This is a genomic window from Neisseria sp. P0001.S005, assembly GCF_051963715.1.
Genome location: NZ_JBQCTZ010000008.1, coordinates 1 through 21,389, shown reverse-complemented (window position 1 = coordinate 21,389; position 21,389 = coordinate 1). Strand labels below are relative to the sequence as shown.

The window sequence follows — 21,389 nt, the reverse complement described above, 5'->3', positions numbered from 1 at the left end:
TGTTATTTATTAAGCTTTATAACTTGTTTCTAATATCCTCCACTGCTTTCACTAATGCTTCGGAAAGCGAGGGATCAAAAGAAGAGTGGCCTGCTTGGACGATTCTCAATTCCGCTTCAGGGAAGGCTTGCGAGAGTTCCCACGCGCTTTGCATCGGGGTGCATAGGTCGTAGCGGCCTTGAACGATGATGGTTGGGATATGGCGGATTTTATCGATGTTTGCCAAAATGGCTTTATCGCCCTGCAACCAGCCTTCGTTCACGAAGTAATGGTTTTCCATTCTTGCAATAGCAAGGGAGGCTTGCGGATCTTCATCCACGTCTTTAGGTTCAAACTGAATAAGGTAGCTTTCCCAATCTGCCCATGATTTGGCCGCTTTGAGGCGTGTGGCTTCATCTTCGCTAAACAGCATTTCATGGTAGGCTTTAATTAGGGCTTGGCGTTTGTTTTCGGCCACGGGGGCAATGAATTTTTGCCATTGCGCCGGATAAATTTGGCTGACGCCGCCTGCTTCGTTCAACCATGCCATTTCAGACGGCCTACACAGGAAAATACCGCGCAAAACTAAGCCGCTGACGCGTTCGGGATGGGTTTCGGCATAAGTCAGCGACAAGGTGCTGCCCCATGAGCCGCCGAAAACTAACCATTTTTGAATACCGAGCATTTCGCGTACTTTTTCAATATCGGCAACCAAGTCCCAAGTGGTGTTGTCTTCGATACAGGCATAGGGTTTGGAGCGTCCGCAACCGCGCTGATCGATAATGACGATGCGGAAATGTTCTGGATTGAAAAAGCCGCGACAGGCAGGTGATGCGCCTGCTCCGGGGCCGCCATGCAGGAAAATCACAGGATGGCCATCAGGATTGCCTGATTCTTCCCAGTAGATTTCGTGAATGTCGGATACGCGCAAAAGGCCGCTATTTCGTGGTTCTTGAATCGGATGCATGAGCTTTCTCCTTTGTCTGATGAATATGTTGATTGTAACACTTTGCCTGCTGATTTTTCAGACGGCCTACATAGGTTTATTGCTACAAATGGCGTAAAATAGCACTTTTTTGACAGGATTATTTATGTCTGACAACAAACAAACACATGCTGCACCAGAAGGACAACTTTTATTGCGTACGGTAGCCATGCCGCGCGATACCAATCCTAATCAGGATATCTTCGGCGGCTGGATTATGTCGCAAATGGATCTGGGCGGCGGTATTTTGGCGGCAGAAATCGCACAGGGACGAATTGTAACCGTAGCCGTTCAAGAAATGAATTTCATCAGACCGGTAAAGGTCGGCAACGTTGTATGCTGCTACGGTCATTGCGTCCGCGTAGGCAATACTTCTTTGCAACTAAAAATCGAAGTATGGGTGAAGACTTTGATGAACGATATGGTAACGGAAAACCGCCAACTGGTCACCGAAGCCGTGTTCACTTACGTCGCCATCGATGCACAAGGCAATCCGCGCCCTATTCCTCGCGAAGGCAATGCAAAGCTGGCACATTTGTAAGTTTAAAAATTCAAAACAAGGCCGTCTGAAACCTCAACGTTCAGACGGCCTTTTTTAATACAGAAGCAAAATGTAATAATATTTCTTTTGAGCTAAAGCAGGGCGACGTATCTGTTTTTTAGATTTAATTCAGGCTGATTGATAAAACAAAGACCGTACACCGGCTCCTTATAACACTGCCCTACCGCGACAGTTTGCGCCACTTTTGAAACGGCGTTTCCTCTTCAACCCACTTTAAGGAACATCATGGCTTCGCGCGATTTATACCCACAGGAAATTTTACAGGTTGTTCTCGACAAAAGCTGCGCCAAAGCACAATCCAGCATTCCCACACTGGCAATCGTGAGCGTTTTAGCCGGCGGATACATCGGCTTTGGATATCTTGCCTATTTAAAAGTAGTCAGCGGCATACCTCATGAATGGAGTGGTTTTGCCACTTTACTCGGCGCAGCCGTGTTCCCTATCGCCTTGATTCGTATCCTACTTGGCGGCGGCGAGCTGGTAACCAGTAACATGATGATCATGTCTTTAGGCAGATTGGCCGGACGGATTTCCTCCAAAATGCTGCTGCGCAACTGGGTTATCGTCTGCATGGGCAATTTGGTGGGTACGCTGGCGATGGCGTTTTTCCTCGGATACTATGTCGGCATGATTGAAGGCAGCGTAGCAAAAAAAACCATTGTCGTCGCGGAAGCAAAAGTCCATATGGATTTCGGTCGCGCTTTTGTATCGGCGGTCTCATGTAACTGGATGGTCTGCATGAGCGCGTGGCTGCACTTTGCTGCTAAAAACACAACCGGACGAATGCTGGCTATTTGGTTCCCCGTCATGATTTTCGTATTAAACGGCTTCCAACACCTTGTCGCCAATATGTTCGTTATCCCCGCAGGTATTTTGGCAAGCGCAAACATCACATGGGGACAATTTTTCTTCAATATGATTCCCGTATTCTTGGGCAATGTCGTCGGTGGCGCATCCTTTGTCGGCGCATCTTATCTTTATACCTATAAAGACACGCTGAAAGATAGTACCAAATAGCCCTGCTTTATAATAAACAACAAAACCTGCTTTGAGAAAGCAGGTTTTGTTTCAGACGGCATTGGTATTAAGTTTTAAAATCCATTCGGATACATTATTCAGATAAATCATCCAAACGAAAAAAGAACCGTTTTTAAAACGGCTCTTTCCAATTCTTTGGTCGGAGTGAAAGGATTCGAACCTTCGACCCCTTGCACCCCATGCAAGTGCGCTACCAGACTGCGCCACACTCCGACTCGATAAGCCGTGAATTTTAGTTTCAAACGCTGATTTTGACAAGTGCTTTTTAAAAAGGGAAATTTACTCGTTTGAAAACATTTGAATTATTTGTAAACAAAAAAAGGCCGTCTGAAATCGTTCAGACGGCCTTTGATTATTCAGTCAAATATCAAGCTTCGACCGGAATAATACCGATTTTTGCCTGCCATTGTTTTGGCGCAATGGCGTGAACCGATTCGCCGTTGCTATCCACCGCAACGGTAACAGGCATGTCTTTGACTTCAAATTCGTAAATCGCTTCCATACCTAATTCTGGGAACGCCAAGACTTTAGATGCTTTAATGGCTTTGGCAACCAAATATGCCGCGCCGCCGACAGCCATCAGGTAAACAGCTTTGTTATCGGCAATGGCTTGACAAGTCGCTGCGCCGCGTTCGGATTTACCGATCATACCCAGGAGGCCGGTTTGTTCCAGCATTTGGCGGGTAAATTTATCCATACGAGTGGAAGTAGTCGGACCGGCCGGGCCAACAACTTCGTCACGGACTGGATCAACCGGACCGACGTAGTAAATCAGTTTGTTGGTGAAATCTACCGGCAATTCTTCGCCTTTGTTGAGCATATCAACCAAACGTTTGTGTGCGGCATCGCGGCCGGTCAGGATTTTACCGTTTAGCAACAATACGTCGCCGGTTTTCCATGTGGCCACTTCTTCTTTGGTCAGGTTGTTGACATCGACACGTTTACCGTTGTCAGGGCTGTAAGTCAGATCCGGCCAATCTTCCAGAGATGGGGCTTCCAATTTAGCCGGGCCTGAGCCGTCCAATTCAAATTCGATGTGGCGGGTTGCCGCGCAGTTTGGAATCATGGCAATCGGTTTGGAAGCCGCGTGGGTTGGGTAGTCAAGGATTTTGACATCCAACACGGTGCTCAAACCGCCCAAACCTTGTGCGCCGATGCCCAAGGCATTTACTTTTTTGTAAAGTTCCAAGCGCAGGGCTTCGGTAGTAGACAATTCTGCACCGGAATCGGCTTTTTCTTTGAGTTCCTGAATATCGATATGGCTCATCAGGCTCTCTTTTGCCATCAACACTGCTTTTTCTGGCGTACCGCCGATGCCGATACCCAAGATACCCGGAGGACACCAGCCTGCACCCATTTGTGGAACGGTTTTCAATACCCAATCAACGATATTGTCTGAAGGGTTGAGCATGGCAACTTTGGCTTTGTTTTCAGAACCGCCGCCTTTGGCTGCGCAAGTGACTTCAACTTTATCGCCTTTTACGATTTCCATGTGTACAACGGCAGGGGTGTTGTCTTTGGTATTTTGACGTTTGCCAGCCGGGTCGGCCAATACAGAGGCACGCAGTTTGTTGTCAGGATAGGTGTATGCACGGCGTACGCCTTCGTTAACCATTTCCTGTACGCTCATCTCGGCATCCCACTGCACATCCATACCCACTTTCAAGAATACGGTCGCAATACCGGTATCCTGACAAATCGGACGATGGCCTTCAGCACACATACGGCTATTGACCAAAATTTGCGCCATCGCATCTTTGGCGGCAGGGTTTTCTTCTTTTTGATAAGCCTTATACAAAGCCTGAATGTAGTCTTTAGGATGGTAGTAGCTGATGAATTGGAAAGCGTCAAAAATACTTTGGATAAAGTCTTCTTGCTTGATGACGGTCATGATTGTGTTCCTTTTCGGAGTCATGGTAGGGAGGATTTGTTTATTTCTTTAAGAGACCGATTTTTTCAGACGGCCTTCAATAGTGTAATAGTGCTTTCAAATGAATGACCCAGACAATATCATTTTCATACCTTATTGATTTAAGTGAAATTTAATATCGCATTAAATTACTTGGTTATTGATAATCTATATCCACTAGCCATTCACTTAAATAGAAGTAAAATTACATTGTTTTTAAATGATAATCTTATTGCAAGGCCGTCTGAAAATATTTGCCTTAAGTATCTGAGAAAGAAATTTAGTAGCTTGTATTTAAAAGGAAACTACCAAAATTTCAGACAGCCTTTCTTATTTTCCAATACAATACACAATTGTAAAATCCGTGTCATTTTCTCCCTCAATCTTCTTGACTGATATCAAACTTGTTTGATTTTATGAAATTTTATAACAGTCTTTTCACTTGCTTACGCAACAAAATATTATTCAATATATACAACAATCTATGCAAAATTATCTAATATATAACAATGATTTTTACTAGCAAATAGACGAATATTTTAAAATTTATACTAAAAAAGTAATTTTATTTTATATTTAAAATCAAATAATTGAAATAAATTTGTCTAAATAATAGGCATATTTTGTTTACAATCATTCCTCTATAAAACCTTAGGTTATCCCTATCATCAAAACCACTAAATTCTAATACACTTCAACTCATACAGATAAATATTGATTTTAAAAGAATTTCTGAGTAAATAACTTGGATATTTCCTCACACGCAATAAATGTAATAAAAATACAATTAATTAAATTATCCACTATTCCAACTTCCAATTTCACAGGAACAAACCATGAGTGAAAATTTGTTAACCCTGACCATAGACGGCCATGAAGTCAAAGCTTCCGCCGACTCGTCAATCATCCAAGCCTATGCCCGTGCCGGCAGCGCGATTACCGCCAACGTCGGCTGTATGGGGCAAGGCGTGTGCGGTTCGTGCCGCTGCATGATCCGCAAGGAAGGCGAGCGTGAGGTAACGACTGCGTTGGCGTGTGAAACCAAAGTCGAAGAAGGGATGCAGGTCAGCTTCTTGGACTACTTCATTCCCGAGCATATCCAATATTACGACGTGAGCGAGGTCGGCGACGGCTGGAACTGGCTGGACGACACCGCCAAAGCCTTCCCCGAAGCGCAACACTGCCGTCATTGCGGCGGCTGCAACCGCGCCTGCCCCAAAGGTTTGGAAGTGGAAAACGGCGTGGCGCAAGTGGTATCCGGCGATTTCGGCGCGGCTGCGCTGACCTTCGACCAATGCGTGATGTGCAACCTCTGCACCCTTTCCTGCCCCGAACACATCCGTCCGAACCACTTAGGCCTGTTCGCCCGCCGCATGAAAGCGGCGCGTACGCTGCGTCCGGTGGATTTGATGCGCCGCCTGCGCGAAATCGACAGCGGCAAAATGAAAGTCGAATTTGAAGAGGAGGCAATGTGATGGCGAACGAAATCCAAGGCATAGACTATGAAACCGCCCTTGCCAACCTGCGCGCTTCCTCATTGGAACTGCGCGGCGACCTGCCGGAAAAAAACGAATTGTTGAGTCAGTTTCACACCGACTATCAAGCCAATGCGCGCGTCAAACTGCCTATCGGCCCGAACACGGGCGATTACTGCCATCCTGATTTGGCAAAACTGCTGATCAGTCATCCTCTGATTGACGACTATGATTTGTCGGGTGCGGAACACTTGAACACCGACGTGCTGGTTATCGGCGGCGGCGGTGCCGGTGCGGCGGCGGCATTGTCTGCAACCGAAGCAGGCGCGCGCGTGATTATGGCGAACAAGCTGCGTATCGGCGACAGCAATACCGTGATGGCCGAAGGCGGCATTCAGGCGGCAGTCGGCGCAGAAGACAGCTTGCAGCAGCATTTGACGACACCATCAAAGGCGGACACAACGCAGGCAAAAAAGAATTGGTGGCGCAAATGGTTACCGACGCACCGTCCGCCATCCGCTGGCTGATTGGTTTGGGCATGACTTTCGACCTCACCAAAGGCGCGGACAGCAACGGCATGTTGAGCCGCAAGCGCGCAGGCGGTACGACCGTGCCGCGCATCCTGAGCTACCGCGACTTTACCGGCCTCGAAATGATGCGCGTACTGCGCGAGGCGGTCGAACTTGACGAAAACATCACCCAGCTCAACCGCCACCCCGCCATCGAATTATTGTCGGACGAACACGGTCGCTGCGTCGGCGCGATTTTGTACGATTTGGAAAAACGCTCTTTGGTATTGGTTCACGCCAAAGCCGTGGTCTTGGCAACCGGCGGCAGCGGACGGCTGCATTTACAGGGTTTCGCCACTTCCAACCACTACGGCGCAACCGCCGACGGTCTGGTGATGGCATACCGCATCGGCGCGAAACTGCGCGACATCGATTCCTTCCAATACCATCCGACCGGCGTCGCCCATCCGCCGCACTTGGCAGGCGCACTGATTTCCGAAGCCGTGCGCTCCGCAGGCACCAAACTGGTCAACGGTTTGGGCGAACGTTTCGTTGACGAATTACAGCCGCGCGACGTCGTTGCCGCTGCCATCTTGCGCGAGTGCCGCGAAGGCCGCGGCGTGGTGCGCGACGGACAAGTCGGCGTGTTCCTCGATACCCCGCGCCTGATTGAAAACGATCCTGATGTGTTGAACCGTTTGGTTACGCTCGGCCACGTTGCCCACAAATGCGGCATCGACCCCGCCGTCGAACCCGTGATGATTCATCCGACCCTGCACTATCAAAACGGCGGCGTCGAAATCAACGGCGACGGCGCAACCTGCGTCGAAGGCCTATATTGCGCCGGCGAAGTAACCGGCGGTATTCACGGCCGCAACCGCCTGATGGGCAACGCGCTTCTGGACATCATCAGCTTTGGCCGCCGCGCGGGTAAAGCCGCCGCCGGTTGCGGCCTGCCGCTGAAAAAAGTGCGCGGCGGTGTCGGACACGTCCACGATCTGCAACGCGAAATGACCCGCGCCGGACTGACCAGCGACATCAAAGCCCCCGTTTTATATCCCGACTACGGCAAATTCGATTTGCGCGAACACGCCGGTTTGCAGGAGCAACAATCATGAACCAAGCCAATCAAAACTTACTGCACCCGTCCCGCCAAGTCGGCGCGGATTTGGCCGCGTGGCGCAAAGTCGGCGGCGGCGAAGGCCTGCTGGCAGCGCTTGCCGATCCTCAAAGCATCGTTTCCAAGCTGCAAGACGCCAACCTCTGCGGCATGGGCGGCGCTGGTTTCCCGACCTGGCACAAATGGGAGGCGGCCGTCGCAGCCCAAAGCAAACACGGCGACAAATACGTCGTCTGTAACGCCAACGAAGACGAACCGGGTACGTTCAAAGACCGCGTATTGCTGGCGAAAACGCCGCACCAAGTCATCGAAGGCGTTCTGATTGCCTCCGTCGCCTGCCGCGCCAACAAAGCGATTATGTATGTCAACCCGCACCAGACCGAATCTGTCGCCGCCATCGTGCCCGCCATCGAGCAATGGAAAAAAAGCGATTTGTTCATCCGCATCGAAAACTATCTGGGCAAACCTTTAGACCTGAAATTGGTCGAAACTTCAGGCCGCTACATCGGCGGCGAAGAAACCGCCGTGATTTCATGGTTGGAAGGCGGTTTCCCGTTCCCGCGCCGCAAGCCGCCGTTCCCCGCCGAAAGCGGCGTAGAAGGCGAACCGACCTTAATCAACAACACCGAAACCTTCGCCAACATCCCGCAAATCCTTGCCAAAGGCGCGGAATGGTACAAATCGCTGGGTTTGGGCGATGCCGCAGGCACGAAACTCTACTCGCTTTCCGGCGACGTATTGAATCCGGGTCTGTACGAACTGCCGATGGGCACAACCTTGCAATCGCTGATTTTCCACCACGGCGGCGGTATGCTCGAGGGCCGCACGTTTAAAGCCGTCTTCACCGGCGGCCCGTCAAACACGCTTCTGACCGCGAAAGATTTGGACGTACCTTTGGACTTCGTGTCCGTGCGCGAACGCAAATCCAGCCTCGGTACGGGTGCGATGATTGTGATTTCCGAAGGCACCAGCGTCGTGCGCAAAGTGTCCGAGTATGTGGAATTTTTTGCCTCCAACTCATGCGGACAATGCCCGCCGTGCAAAGGCGGCACGTTCCAACTTTCACGCTTGCTCAACCGCGTGGATACCGGCATCGGCACTTCAGACGATCTCCGCGCCCTGCAAAGCCTGTGCCAACTGCTGCCCCGAAGCGGCCGCTGCGGCCTGATCGACGGCGCGGTTACCGTGTTGCAAAGCTCGCTGCGCACCTTCCCCGAAGAGTACGGCCTGCCTGCAGAGCAGGATTAATCCGATACGAGGTTTCAGACGACCTTTTGTATTATGGGAGGTCGTCTGAAAAATACCTGTAGCAACTGTATTTTTCCCCCGTCAGACAAAAATACAGTTGCTACTAAAACTGAAGTTTTGCCCTCTCCCTAACCCTCTCCCACGGGGAGAGGGGACGGATTGCAGAAAATCTGATAAAGGTTGATTTTCAGCGCCATTATCCCCTCTCCCGCAGGTAGAGGGGACAGATTGCAGAAAATCTGATAACGGTTGATTTTCAGCGCCATTATCCCCTCTCCCCGTGGGAGAGGGTTAGGGAGAGGGCAAAACGCAATAACCTAAAAAAACGTCGTCTGAAAAAGTTGGCAACAAAAAATACGCATTACCCAAACCACCAAAAGAAAAACATAAAAAACAACTACTGCCAAATACGTTTCAGACGACCTGTTCCCACCAAAATCAGGCACACGTCGTCTGAAACCCGATTTCCCCGATACCTCAAACTAGGAGACTCAACATGGGCTTCAAGCCAATTCCTGCGGCGGTTGCGCTCGCGCTGACGCTGATTATCTGGTTCGTCATACCCGTGCCGCAGGGCGTATCGCCCGACGCATGGCACCTTTTGGCGTTGTTCGTCGGCATCATCGCCGGCATCATCGGCAAAGCCATGCCCATCGGCGCAATGGCGATTTTGGGCATTACCTTGGTTGCACTGACCGGCGTAACCAACGAAAAAGCCGCCGACGCAACCAAAGACGCTTTGAGCAGCCTCAACAACTCACTCATCTGGATGATCGGTATCGCCATCATCATCTCGCGCGGCCTGTTGAAAACCGGCTTGGGTATGCGTATCGGCTATCTCTTGATCTCCCTCTTCGGCAAACGCACGCTGGGCGTAGGTTACAGCTTAGCGCTTGCCGACTTGGTCATCGGTCCGGTAACGCCGAGTAATACCGCGCGCGGCGGTGCGATCGTGCATCCGATTATGAAATCCATCGCACTGAGCTTCGACTCCGACCCTGAAAAAGGCACGGAAGGCAAAATCGGTAAATACCTTTCACTGGTCAACTTCCACTCCAACGTAATTACCTGTCTGATTTTTATCACTGCTACCGCACCTAATCCGCTGGTAGTCGAATTGGTTGCCAAAGCCACCAATTCGCAAATCCAACTCTCTTGGGGTACTTGGTTCCTGGCGATGGTCGTACCCGGCCTGCTTGCCATGCTGCTGATGCCGCTGGTGCTGTATTTCCTGTATCCGCCTGAAATCAAACAAACCCCTAACGCTACTGCATTGGCAAAAGAGCATTTGGCTGCTATGGGGCCGATGAAGCGTGAAGAAAAAATCATGCTCGGCATTTTCCTGGTTCTGCTGCTGTTGTGGGCGGGTATTCCCGAGATGCTGTTCGGAGTGAAAGTTGATGCTACCGCCACCACCTTCCTCGGCTTGAGCCTGTGCCTTTTGACCGGCGTACTGACTTGGGAAGATGCGCTGAAAGAAAAAAGCGCGTGGGACACCATCGTTTGGTTTGCGGCCTTGGTTATGATGGCAAACTTCCTCAACAAACTGGGCCTCATCAGCTGGTTGTCCGACTCCATGCAAAGCGGTATCGCCCACATGGGCTTGGGTTGGGAAGCCGGTTGTGCCCTGTTGATGCTTGCCTATCTCTACGCCCACTACGTTTTCGCCAGCGGCACGGCACACGTTACCGCCATGTTCGGCGCATTCTACGGCGCAGGCTTAGCCTTGGGTGCACCGCCCATGCTGTTCGCCCTGGTTATGGCGTCCGCCACCGGCATCATGATGTCGCTGACCCACTACGCTTCCGGTTCATCCCCCGTCATCTACGGTTCGAACTATGTCAGCATGACCGAATGGTGGAAAGCAGGCTTCATCATGAGCGTGGTCGAAATCCTGATTTTCGGCACTGTCGGTATCTTGTGGTGGAAAGTTTTGGGCTACTGGTAACCTTCTGACTTATTTAAACCTCAGGCCGTCTGAAAACTCCAATTTCAGACGGCCTTTTGTTACAATTTCATTTTTACCGGACACACTCAATTACCGTGAAAATACTTATCCTCGGCAGCGGCCAAGTCGGCTCGACCGTCGCCCAAAACCTTGCCTCCGTTCCCAGCAACGACGTCACTATTATCGACATCGACGAAAAAGCGCTCAACCGTATCAGCAGCCGTCTCGATGTCCAAACCATCGTCGGCAACGGCGCATCGCCCTTTACCCTCGAACAGGCAGGTGCGGCGGACTCCGACCTCCTGCTTGCCCTGACCCGCAGCGACGAAACCAACATCGTTGCCTCCAAAATCGCCGCCGACCTGTTCAACATCCCCAGCCGTATTGCACGCGTACGCTCAAGCGAATACCTCGAATATCCGGTTGCCGGCAGCGACAAACCCGAAGAAGGCAGCCTCAACATCTTCGGCATTACCGAAACCATCAGCCCCGAACAGCTAGTTACCGAACAACTCGTCGGCCTGCTCAACTACACCAGCTCATTGCAGGTACTCAGCTTTGCCAACGACCAAGTCCGCATGGTGATTGTTCAAGCACGCAAAGGCGGTTTACTGATCGGCCGCGAAATTACCGACATCAACCAGCACCTGCCCGAAGGTGTGGACTGCCAAATCTGCGCCGTTTACCGCAACAACCGCCTGATCGTCCCCACCCCGCAAACCGTCATCATCGAAGGCGATGAAGTCCTGTTTGCCGCCGACATCAACAGCGTTGAAGCCATCATGCGCGAATTGCGTCCGAAAGAAGCGCGTACCCGCCGCATCATGATTGCCGGCGGCGGCAACATCGGCTACCGCCTCGCCAAGCAGCTCGAGTCCAAATACGACATCAAAATCATCGAATACAAACCCCACCGCGCCGAATGGCTTGCCGAGAATCTGGACAACACCCTCGTCCTGCAAGGTTCCGCCACCGACGAAACTCTGCTGGACGAAGAGTACATCGACGAAATCGACGTCTTCTGCGCGCTGACCAACGATGACGAAAACAACATCATGTCCAGTCTGTTGGCAAAAAACCTTGGCGCCAAACGCGTGATTACCATCGTCAACCGCTCAAGCTACGTCGATTTGCTCGAAGGCAACAAAATCGATATCGTTGTTTCCCCCCATCTGATTACCATCGGCTCCATTCTCGCCCACATCCGCCGCGGTGACATCGTTGCCGTCCATCCTTTGCGCCGCGGCACGGCCGAAGCCATCGAAGTGGTAGTACACGGCGATAAAAACACTTCCGCCATCGTCGGCCGCCGCATCAGCGGCATCAAATGGCCAAGCGACTGCTACATCGCCGCCATCGTCCGCGGCGCAACCGGCGAAGTCATCATGGGACACCACACCGAAACCATCCTCCAAGACGGCGACCACATTATCTTCTTCGTCTCACGCCGCCGCGTCCTGCCGGAGTTGGAAAAACTCATTCAAGTCAAAATGGGCTTTTTCGGTTAAATCCAAAATCCGTTTGCTTGAAGCGATAAAAAGGCCGTCTGAAAACCTTTTCAGACGGCCTTTATTCTTGTTTTATTTACGCTTTGGCAACACTGTTTTTACGGCCAAACCAAACAAAACCAATCACGCCCAATACAATCATCGGCACGCTCAACCATTGACCCATGGACAAACCCAAAGTCAACAGGCCGAGATAGTCGTCAGGCTGGCGGGCAAATTCGGCAATAAAGCGGAACAAACCGTAACCACCCAAGAACAATGCCGCCGTTTGACCGGCCGGGCGCGGTTTTTTCGAAAAAATCCAAACGATGACAAACAGGCAAATGCCTTCAAGGGCAAACTGGTAAAGCTGAGACGGATGGCGCGGCAGCATACCGTATTGTTGCAGCCATTCGGCCCACAAAGGATTGTGCGCCGCAGCTTCTGCATCTTCATAACGCGCTTGCGGGAAACCCATCGCCCAGAAAGCATTGAGTTCAGTCACACGTCCCCAAAGTTCGCCGTTGATAAAGTTGCCGATACGGCCGGAAGCCAAGCCTAGCGGTACGAGCGGCGCAACGGTATCCATCAGTTTCAAGATACTGATGTTGTGCTTGCGGCCAAACAGCCACATGGCAACGACCACGCCCAAGAAGCCGCCGTGAAACGACATGCCGCCTTCCCAAACTTTGAAAATATCCAACGGGTTGGCAAGATAATCTGAAAATTTATAAAACAAAACGTAGCCGATACGGCCGCCCAAGATGACGCCCAAGATACCCCAAGTCAGGAAATCGTCGAGTGTTTCTTTGGTAAACACAGAATTGCCCTGCGCGATACGGCGGCGGCCCAAAATCGTAAACAGGATAAAGCCGACAATATAGCTCAAGGCATACCAGCGGATGGCAAGCGGGCCGATGCTGATCAGCACCGGATCAAACTGGGGATGTATCATCATGATGTGTGTTCCTTATCTCAAAGGCCGTCTGAAAGCCTGAACTTTCAGACGGCCTGTATGCGGTGTCGGATGGTTTAACGCAAATCGCCAACCACATTCAAAATCGCAGATAACATTGCCTCGCCCAAGCGCAGCGAGCGTTGGCCGTTCCAGCCGAAATCGTCGTCCGGCAGGTTGGCATTGTCTTTAAACGGCATTTCCAAAGTATAGGCAAGGCAGTTGAAATGATTGCCGACCCAGTTGGTCGCCAAAGTCATGTTTGCCTGACCCGGCGCATCTTTGTCATAGCCGTAATCGTCTTGGAAATCGGGGCTGGCATTGAGCAACGCAAGTTTGAATTGGTCTTCCAAAGCTTCGATGCGCTCGTTGTAGTTCGGCACGCCTTCGGTACCGGCCACAAAGACAAACGGCAGACCTTCATCGCCGTGAATATCCAAGAACAAATCCACACCGGTTTCCATCATTTTTTCGCGGACGGTAAAGACTTCGGGGCTTCGCTCCAAAGTCGGGGTTTCCCATTCGCGGTTGAGGTTGGCGCCGGCGGCATTGGTGCGCAGATTACCCAAAACCGAGCCGTCCGGATTCATATTCGGCACAATGTAGAAAGTCGCGCGGTCAAGTAGCATGCGCGCGGTCGGATCTTGCGGATCAAGCAAGCGGCCCAGCAAACCTTCGACAAACCATTCCGCCATGGTTTCGCCCGGATGTTGACGGGCGATAATCCAGACTTTCATGTCGCTTTCGACTTGGTTGCCGATGGTCAGAAGATTGATATCGCGGCCTTGAACGGTACTGCCCAAATCGTCGATACGGCACAAGCCGCTGCCCTGCGCATCGCCCAAAAGGTTCAAATGCTGCTCGTAGGAATAAGGCTCGAAATAAGCGTAGTAAACGCTGTTGGACAAAGGCGTATGGTTGATGGTCAATACGCCATTTTCATAGCTTGTCGGCACGCGGAACCAATTTTGGCGATCGTAAGAGGCGCAAGCCTGATAGTCCTCCCAGCCCAAAGGATACGCAGCGTCCGCCGCATTTTCAAAATGCATCACGCAGTTTTGATAGGCCGCACCTTGCAAACGGAAGTAAAACCATTGGGCAAACTCCGAAGCATTGTCGGGACGCAGGGCGAGGCGGATATCGGCAGGGTTACTCAAGTCTTTGACAACGACCGAGCCGGCATCGAATTGGGTGCTGATTTTCATCATGGGTATCCTTAGTAATCGGCGAAGAGGCCGAAGCAAACCGTCATTTTACCGTTTGCATGAGGCTGGTTTCAACCATTTAACTGATTTAACAGGATTTCAAGCGCTTGGAAATATTGTTTCAGACGGCCTTTGGGATTAAGATAAAGGCCGAAATCATGAAACAAGGTTGAAACCATGACTCAGCAACAATCTGTCTCCCCTGCCATCAAGGCACGCGTCCTTGCCGAATCTTTACCTTATATCCGCCGTTTTTCCGGCTCCATCATCGTCATCAAATACGGCGGCAACGCCATGACCGAACCTGCCTTAAAAGAGGGTTTCGCACGCGATGTCGTCCTGCTCAAACTAATCGGCCTGCATCCCGTTATCGTTCACGGCGGCGGCCCGCAAATCAATGAAATGTTGGAAAAAGTCGGCAAAAAAGGAGAGTTTGTTCAAGGCATGCGCGTTACCGACAGCGAAACCATGGACATCGTAGAAATGGTTTTGGGCGGACACGTCAATAAAGAAATCGTTTCCATGATTACCACCTTCGGCGGTCGCGCCGTCGGTATTACCGGCCGGGACAACCACTTCATCAAAGCGGAAAAACTCCTGATCGACACGCCCGAACAAAAAGGCGTGGACATCGGTCAAGTCGGCACAGTGGCCGACATCGATACCCGTTTGGTGGAAGGCCTGGTCGAGCGCGGCTGTATTCCTGTCATCGCACCCATCGGCGTAGGTCAAAACGGCGAAGCGTTCAACATCAATGCCGATTTGGTTGCCGGCAAACTGGCGGAAAAACTTCAGGCCGAAAAACTGCTGATGATGACCAATATCCCCGGCGTACTGGATAAAGAAGGCAAATTACTGACTACCCTGACGCCAAGCCGCATTGACGAACTGATTGAAGACGGTACGCTGTACGGCGGTATGCTGCCTAAAATTGCCTCTGCCGTCGAAGCTGCCAAAAGCGGTGTCAAAGCCACGCATATCATAGACGGTCGCGTTCCCAACGCCCTGCTTTTGGAAGTGCTGACCGATGACGGCGTAGGCTCAATGATTTTGGGCGAAGACTAATCCGCTATTCAGACGGCCTTATGCCTTATTTAATCAGCTTTTCACCCTAAAAAGGGTAAAAAATGTTACACTATACGGCTTATGTTTGTTTGAGCGATATTGACGTGAAACAAACTTACAGTCAGTTTCATACCGACTCCGATACCATACTTGGCAAAGACGGTATAATGTCTGCATTCATCAGACTTTGGCAATCATCCTTAAGGCCGTCTGAAACGTAACAAAGCTACTTTTCTTTTACCATCCTATTTGGAGATATTCATGAGCGCAATCGTTGATATTTTTGCACGCGAAATTTTGGACTCCCGCGGCAACCCTACCGTAGAGTGTGACGTATTGTTGGAATCCGGCGTCATGGGACGCGCAGCTGTACCTAGCGGCGCATCAACCGGCCAAAAAGAAGCTTTGGAACTGCGTGACGGCGACAAATCCCGTTACTTGGGCAAAGGCGTATTGAAAGCCGTTGACCACGTCAACAACCAAATCGCACAAGCCCTCATCGGTATCGATGCCAACGAACAATCTTATATCGACCAAATCATGATCGAATTGGACGGTACTGAAAACAAAGGCAACTTGGGTGCCAACGCTACTTTGGCCGTTTCTATGGCCGTAGCACGCGCAGCTGCCGAAGATGCAGGCCTGCCTCTATATCGCTACTTGGGCGGCGCAGGCCCAATGGCTCTGCCTGTTCCGATGATGAACGTTATCAACGGCGGCGAACATGCCAACAACAGCCTGAACATCCAAGAATTCATGATCATGCCTGTCGGCGCAAAATCTTTCCGCGAAGCTCTGCGTTGCGGCGCCGAAATTTTCCACGCACTGAAAAAACTGTGTGATGCCAAAGGCTTCCCAACTACCGTGGGCGACGAAGGCGGTTTCGCACCTAACCTGAACAGCCACAAAGAAGCCCTGCAACTGATCGTCGAAGCAACCGAAGCCGCAGGCTACAAAGCAGGCGAAGACGTATTGTTCGCCCTGGACTGCGCATCCAGCGAGTTCTACAAAGACGGCCAATACCATCTGGAAGCCGAAGGCCGCTCTTACACCAGCGCAGAATTTGCCGAATACTTGGAAGGCCTGGTTAACGAATTCCCAATCGTTTCCATCGAAGACGGCATGGACGAAAACGACTGGGAAGGCTGGAAACTGTTGACCGAAAAATTGGGCGGCCGAGTTCAATTGGTCGGCGACGACTTGTTCGTAACCAATCCAAAAATCTTGGCTGAAGGCATCGAAAAAGGCGTGGCAAACGCATTGCTGGTCAAAGTCAACCAAATCGGTACATTGAGCGAAACCCTGCAAGCCGTCGACTTGGCCAAACGCAACCGCTACGCCAGCGTAATGAGCCACCGTTCCGGTGAAACCGAAGACAGCACCATTGCCGACTTGGCCGTTGCCACCAACTGTATGCAAATCAAAACCGGCTCCCTGTCCCGCTCCGACCGCATGGCGAAATACAACCAATTGCTGCGCATTGAAGAAGAATTGGCTGAAGCCGCTTACTACCCTGGCAAAGCCGCATTCTACCAACTGGGCAAATAAGCAGAATATAGGATATTGATTGTATGAAGTGGGTGACTTTTGTTTTAACCTTCGCACTTTTGTGCTGTCAGTACAGCCTTTGGTTTGGTAAAGGCAGCGTCGGGCATACGGAAGAATTGCAGGAGCAGCTCGTCCGTCAGGAGGAAAAAAACCAAACGCTCACTTTGCGCAACAATTTCCTTAATGCAGAAGTTGAAGACTTGGCACACGGACAAGAGGCTATCGCCGAAATTGCCCGCGTCGAATTGGGCTATGTCCAAGACGGCGAAGTGTATTACCGAATCATCGACCGCCGCTAAATCCTGCAAAACAAAGGCCGTCTGAAAACATATTTTTCAGACGGCCTTTTTTATCGCAATCGCTATATAATCACATATCCCAAAATCAAATCACACCCATCATGTATGACGTAAACACCCACGATGTCCGCCGATTCTTTGCCCACGTCTGGCAACACAGGCTCGCACCGCTCCAATTGGACGGCCTGCAACAAAAAGCTTTGCGCATCATCGAAGCCCATCCCGAATACGGACACTATCTCGAAGACATCGAACAATATTTAGATAAAGAATGGTTGCCCGAAGACGGCGAAAGCAACCCATTCCTGCACATGTCTCTACACCTTTCCCTACAAGAGCAAAGCGCCATCGACCAGCCACCGGGCATCCGTGCCATCCACCAACAACTTTGCGCCCGTTACAACGGCGACTGGGTCAAAGCCGAACACGATATGATGGAAGCCTTGGCAGAAACCATCTGGGAAGCACAACGCTACGAACGGGGCCTTGATGTCAACGCCTACATGACCCGCTTGCGGAAATTGGTCGGCTTAGGTCAAGAAGAAAAAGCCCGCCCCAATCCCCATGAAGTCGGCTTGATGGATACAAAATAACTTCTTTTCAGACGGCCTCAACCCAGACAAATCCTTACGCTTGCCAAAGCCAACGTTTCCATCTTTCATGCTAAATTACTTTTTTAAAATCCGCATAACAAGGAAAACAAAATGCTCCGCCCAACCCTTACCGCCCTACTCCTAGCCGCCTCCCTGCCCGTTGCAGCAGAAAGCCTCAACTACAACATCGTTGAATTTTCCGAATCCGCGAATATGGAAGTGCCGCGGGACACCATGACCGCGCATTTCAGCGTCAACGCAGAAGGTAAAGACCGTCAAGCCGTCAACCAAGCCTTCATGAAAAAATTCAACCAGTTCAACAAAATCTCACAAAACAGCAAATTTAAAGCCAAGCTGATGGAGCGCAACGCATCCCCGCGCTATCAATACACCAACGGCAAACGCACCCAAACCGGCTGGGAAGAACACGCCTACTTCAAAGTAGAAAGCAAAGACTTTGAAGCACTCAACCGCCTGATTGCCGACAGCATCAATATCGCCGTTTTGGAAAGCTCCTCATTTTCCGTATCCAAAGAAAAACGCGAAGACACCGTCGACCAACTGAGCAAAGCCGTCATCCTGCGCTTCAAAGACCGCGCCCAAAACCTCGCCCAAACACTCGGCTTCTCCAGCTACAAAATCGTTAAACTCAACTTGGGCCATATCGGCAACCGCCAAGTCGGCGGCGACTTTGCACACGCCAAAATGCTGCGTGCAATCCCCGCCGCAGAGATGGCGGCAGGAATAGAAGATGGCATACCTGCCTCCCCCGGTTCGGAAGAGATCAGCCTGACCGTCAGCGGCTCGGTGCAAATGTAGGATTTTCTTTTAAATCATTTTAAAGGCCGTCTGAAAGTATATTTTTCAGACGGCTTTTTTATTTGCCCAATAATTAGAACGGAATATCGTCGTCGATATCATCAACCGGAGCGGTCGGTTGTGCCGGAGCAGGACGACGGGCCGGGGCGGCTGGGGGTTCTTGAGCCGGGGCAGATTGGTATTGCTGCTGTGGCGCTTGTTGGTAGCTGCTTTGGCTTGAATGACCGCCTTGATTATAGCCGTCATCGTATGGTGCGCCGCCGCTGTTGTCGTTGCGGCTGCCGAGCATTTTCATCTCATTGGCAATGATGTCGTAAGCGGTGCGCTCGATGCCGTCTTTGCCTTGGTATTTGCGGCTTTGGATACGGCCTTCCAGATACACTTGGCTGCCTTTACGCAGGTATTGACCGGCGATCTCGGCGAGTTTGCGGTACATGGTGATGTTGTGCCATTCGGTACGTTCTACGCGTTGGCCGTTGCGGTCGTTCCACGTTTCGCTGGTGGCAATGCTGAAGTTACAGACGGCCTCACCGTTGGGCATATAGCGGACTTCCGGGTCGCGGCCGAGACGGCCGATGAGGATAACTTTATTCAATGACATTTTACACTCCTGTGATAATTTTTTCGGCGGCCTCTTGGTCAAATCCTTTTTGCAAGGCCTTGATATAAATGGTTTGTTTGTCTGCGCTAAAGCTAATGCTTTCAACGCCTTCAATTTCGGTCAATTTTTGGTAGAGCAAATCCGGATTTTGTTGCCATTCGGCGTTAAGCGGGTAGCTGAGGTTTTTGACGGGTTTCGGTGCAGGCGAAATGACTGCCAATACCAGCCACAGCAACATCAATACGCTACAAAAGGCAAATACGCCTACAAAACCGTATTTTTGGAACAATAAACCACCGGTTGCGCCGCCGACAAACAAGCCGACCGACTGCATGGTGTTATACACGCCCATAGCGGTGCCTTTCAAATCGGACGGAGCGATTTTCGACACCATAGACGGCAGGCTGGCTTCCAATACATTAAAACCAATAAAGTAAACAATCAGATAAGCGGTAATCAACCACACCGAGTGCATGCCAAACAGCAAGCCGATTTGCGCCGCGGCAATGCAGACGATACCCAGGATAAACACTTGTTTGAGTTTGTTGCGCGTTTCGCCGACGATAATCAGCGGCACCATAATAATCAGGCCGGTAATGGTTGAAGGCAGATAGACTCGCCAGTGATGGATTTTTTCCAAACCCAACTGCGTCATGGCAAACGGCAATGCGGTAAATAAAGCCATTTGCGCCGCATGCAAGGCAAAAATACCGAAGTCGAGATTGAGCAGTTGGCGGTTTTTCAATACCTCGCCCATACGAGAAGGCTGCGCCTGCGTGTCTTCGTGCATTTTTGACACTTCCGGATCAGGCGTCATCCAGGCAACCACGCCGATACTGATTACCGTCAGAATACCGGTCAGCGCAAACAGGCCGGATACGCCGATAAAGCCGGCAATCATCGGCGCAAGCACTAGGCTGACGGAAAAGGTCAAGCCGATACTCAGACCGATCATCGCCATCGCACGCGTCCGCACTTCGTTACGGGTCAAATCTGCTAGCAAAGCCGTTACCGCCGCGCTGACGGCACCTGCGCCTTGAATGGCACGCGCGGCAACCAACATCTGCAGGCTATCGGCAACTGCGGCCAAAAAACTACCTGCCGCAAACACAATCAAGCCGGCATAAATCACTTTTTTACGACCGAACTTGTCGGAAGCCATACCCAAAGGCAGCTGCAGCAAAGCCTGTGTCAGCCCGTAAATACCCATCGCCATACCGACCAGCGCTTTATTGTTTTCTGCGCCGGGCAACGAAGCGGCATACATCGCCAAGACAGGCAACACCAAAAACATCCCCAACATACGCAGTGCGTAAACACCGGAAAGTGTGGTACTGGCACGCCACTCGTGCGGAAACATTTGAATGCGGTTATCTCTTGCCATAAATAATGTTTCAGACGGCCTTAAGTTTGCGAAAGGCCGTCTGAAAGTGTGAATTAACAGATTTTCTGATTATACAGGATTCAAAGGAATTGCATGGGGTCAAATCGCAAGCTGTTTATCGCAAACCTGCTTCATCGGTATAAAACGGTTTTAACAAAAAACAACGTCACGCAAGATCTGCCCTATCCCATTTATCCCTAATCAACCCCACTGCCATCTATTTCGCCACGCGCCTAACACGGCGTTCGGATATTTATTACTGCCCAAGCTGCCGTTAAACCTTGCCAAAGAGCGGACAATATTGCCTTTTTCGATATTATTGTAATGGCGCAGAATGGTGCAGCCATAGCGCAGATTGGTGCGGATATCGAAAAGGTTGTGCGACGGATTGCCGATATAGTTTTTCCAAAACGGCATCACCTGCATCAAACCGCGCGCACCCACGCCGCTGATGGCATATTGGCGAAACGCACTTTCCACTTCAATCAAGCCCAAAATCACTTGAGTATTGAGTCCGGCACGACTGCTTTCATATTGAATATTAACCAACAGGCGGCGGCGCTCGCCCTCATCGGGAATGAAACGTGCCAATCGGGAAGACATCGCCGCCAACCAACGCTCCCCTTCCCTCGAATCGGCAAACACCAGCCGCGCAGGGCT

The 21,389-nt window shown here is 51.0% G+C and carries 18 protein-coding genes, 1 tRNA gene and 1 pseudogene; 12 read left to right on the top strand and 8 right to left on the bottom strand.

What is annotated here, in order from left to right; translation table 11 throughout:
- Positions 1 to 16: 16 nt before the first annotated feature.
- Entirely contained in the window at positions 17 to 946 is a 930-nt protein-coding gene (pip, locus tag ACTHSP_RS02460) for a prolyl aminopeptidase (RefSeq protein ID WP_049328689.1), read from the bottom strand.
- 124 nt (positions 947 to 1,070) lie between these two features.
- Here pip and yciA point away from each other — a divergent pair, with 124 nt between their 5' ends.
- Entirely contained in the window at positions 1,071 to 1,505 is a 435-nt protein-coding gene (gene yciA / locus ACTHSP_RS02455) for an acyl-CoA thioester hydrolase YciA (protein ID WP_049328688.1), read from the top strand.
- 246 nt (positions 1,506 to 1,751) lie between these two features.
- Positions 1,752 to 2,543 (top strand): formate/nitrite transporter family protein, encoded by a 792-nt coding sequence (locus tag ACTHSP_RS02450; RefSeq protein WP_440345570.1) that lies wholly within the window; start codon positions 1,752 to 1,754, stop codon positions 2,541 to 2,543.
- A 157-nt stretch (positions 2,544 to 2,700) separates the two neighbouring features.
- On the opposite strand, the gene ACTHSP_RS02445 is transcribed toward ACTHSP_RS02450, so the two are convergent.
- Both ACTHSP_RS02445 and ACTHSP_RS02440 read right to left on the bottom strand, forming a co-directional pair.
- A tRNA-Pro gene (locus ACTHSP_RS02445) sits at positions 2,701 to 2,777 on the bottom strand.
- A gap of 154 nt (positions 2,778 to 2,931) precedes the next feature.
- Positions 2,932 to 4,455 (bottom strand): fumarate hydratase, encoded by a 1,524-nt coding sequence (locus tag ACTHSP_RS02440; RefSeq protein ID WP_440345569.1) that lies wholly within the window; start codon positions 4,453 to 4,455, stop codon positions 2,932 to 2,934.
- Between the two features lie 854 nt (positions 4,456 to 5,309).
- On the opposite strand from ACTHSP_RS02440, the gene ACTHSP_RS02435 reads away from it, so the two are divergent.
- From ACTHSP_RS02435 to trkA, 5 genes and pseudogenes are all read left to right on the top strand, one after another.
- The gene (locus ACTHSP_RS02435) at positions 5,310 to 5,948 is read left to right on the top strand and encodes a 2Fe-2S iron-sulfur cluster-binding protein (protein WP_003761810.1); all 639 of its coding nucleotides are present in this window, start codon (positions 5,310 to 5,312) and stop codon (positions 5,946 to 5,948) included.
- Positions 5,948 to 7,575 (top strand): annotated as a pseudogene (locus ACTHSP_RS02430) (FAD-binding protein). The gene ACTHSP_RS02435 and the pseudogene ACTHSP_RS02430 overlap by 1 nt, the downstream one beginning before the upstream one ends.
- Complete coding sequence (locus ACTHSP_RS02425) at positions 7,572 to 8,825, top strand: complex I 51 kDa subunit family protein (RefSeq protein WP_440345568.1); 1,254 nt, start codon at positions 7,572 to 7,574, stop codon at positions 8,823 to 8,825. Before ACTHSP_RS02430 ends, ACTHSP_RS02425 begins: the two are co-directional and overlap by 4 nt.
- A gap of 496 nt (positions 8,826 to 9,321) precedes the next feature.
- On the top strand, positions 9,322 to 10,773 hold the full coding sequence (locus tag ACTHSP_RS02420; protein WP_440345567.1) for a DASS family sodium-coupled anion symporter: 1,452 nt from the start codon (positions 9,322 to 9,324) through the stop codon (positions 10,771 to 10,773).
- 95 nt (positions 10,774 to 10,868) lie between these two features.
- Positions 10,869 to 12,281, top strand: coding sequence for a Trk system potassium transporter TrkA (gene trkA, locus ACTHSP_RS02415; RefSeq protein WP_440345566.1), 1,413 nt, complete (start codon positions 10,869 to 10,871; stop codon positions 12,279 to 12,281).
- Positions 12,282 to 12,357: 76 nt separating this feature from the next.
- Here the strand turns inward: trkA and lgt are convergent, their stop codons facing one another.
- Together lgt and ACTHSP_RS02405 are read right to left on the bottom strand one after the other, a co-directional pair.
- The gene (gene lgt, locus ACTHSP_RS02410; protein ID WP_003746206.1) at positions 12,358 to 13,218 is read right to left on the bottom strand and encodes a prolipoprotein diacylglyceryl transferase; all 861 of its coding nucleotides are present in this window, start codon (positions 13,216 to 13,218) and stop codon (positions 12,358 to 12,360) included.
- Positions 13,219 to 13,292: 74 nt separating this feature from the next.
- A complete protein-coding gene (locus tag ACTHSP_RS02405) occupies positions 13,293 to 14,423 on the bottom strand; it encodes a M14 family metallopeptidase (RefSeq protein WP_283121800.1) in 1,131 nt (376 codons plus the stop codon).
- A gap of 174 nt (positions 14,424 to 14,597) precedes the next feature.
- On the opposite strand from ACTHSP_RS02405, the gene argB reads away from it, so the two are divergent.
- The 5 genes from argB to ACTHSP_RS02380 all read left to right on the top strand — a co-directional run bounded on the left by argB (position 14,598) and on the right by ACTHSP_RS02380 (position 18,744).
- A complete protein-coding gene (gene argB, locus ACTHSP_RS02400; protein ID WP_440345565.1) occupies positions 14,598 to 15,485 on the top strand; it encodes an acetylglutamate kinase in 888 nt (295 codons plus the stop codon).
- A gap of 261 nt (positions 15,486 to 15,746) precedes the next feature.
- Positions 15,747 to 17,033: a phosphopyruvate hydratase gene (eno, locus tag ACTHSP_RS02395; protein WP_440345564.1), complete on the top strand. Its 1,287-nt coding sequence runs from the start codon at positions 15,747 to 15,749 to the stop codon at positions 17,031 to 17,033.
- Between the two features lie 23 nt (positions 17,034 to 17,056).
- Complete coding sequence (gene ftsB / locus ACTHSP_RS02390; protein WP_003679613.1) at positions 17,057 to 17,332, top strand: cell division protein FtsB; 276 nt, start codon at positions 17,057 to 17,059, stop codon at positions 17,330 to 17,332.
- 101 nt (positions 17,333 to 17,433) lie between these two features.
- Positions 17,434 to 17,925, top strand: coding sequence for a DUF1841 family protein (locus tag ACTHSP_RS02385; protein WP_308186364.1), 492 nt, complete (start codon positions 17,434 to 17,436; stop codon positions 17,923 to 17,925).
- 111 nt (positions 17,926 to 18,036) lie between these two features.
- Positions 18,037 to 18,744 carry an SIMPL domain-containing protein gene (locus ACTHSP_RS02380; RefSeq protein WP_440345563.1) on the top strand — a complete coding sequence of 236 codons (708 nt, stop codon included), beginning with the start codon at positions 18,037 to 18,039 and terminating at the stop codon, positions 18,742 to 18,744.
- 73 nt (positions 18,745 to 18,817) lie between these two features.
- On the opposite strand, the gene ACTHSP_RS02375 is transcribed toward ACTHSP_RS02380, so the two are convergent.
- The 3 genes from ACTHSP_RS02375 to ACTHSP_RS02365 form a co-directional block, all read right to left on the bottom strand.
- Complete coding sequence (locus tag ACTHSP_RS02375; protein ID WP_003685741.1) at positions 18,818 to 19,345, bottom strand: single-stranded DNA-binding protein; 528 nt, start codon at positions 19,343 to 19,345, stop codon at positions 18,818 to 18,820.
- A 1-nt stretch (position 19,346) separates the two neighbouring features.
- Positions 19,347 to 20,729, bottom strand: a complete 1,383-nt coding sequence (locus tag ACTHSP_RS02370; protein ID WP_049351630.1) for an MFS transporter — start codon at positions 20,727 to 20,729, stop codon at positions 19,347 to 19,349.
- 201 nt (positions 20,730 to 20,930) lie between these two features.
- Positions 20,931 to 21,389 (bottom strand): transglycosylase SLT domain-containing protein (locus ACTHSP_RS02365; protein ID WP_440345562.1); only part of this gene is annotated, 459 nt, incomplete at its 5' end.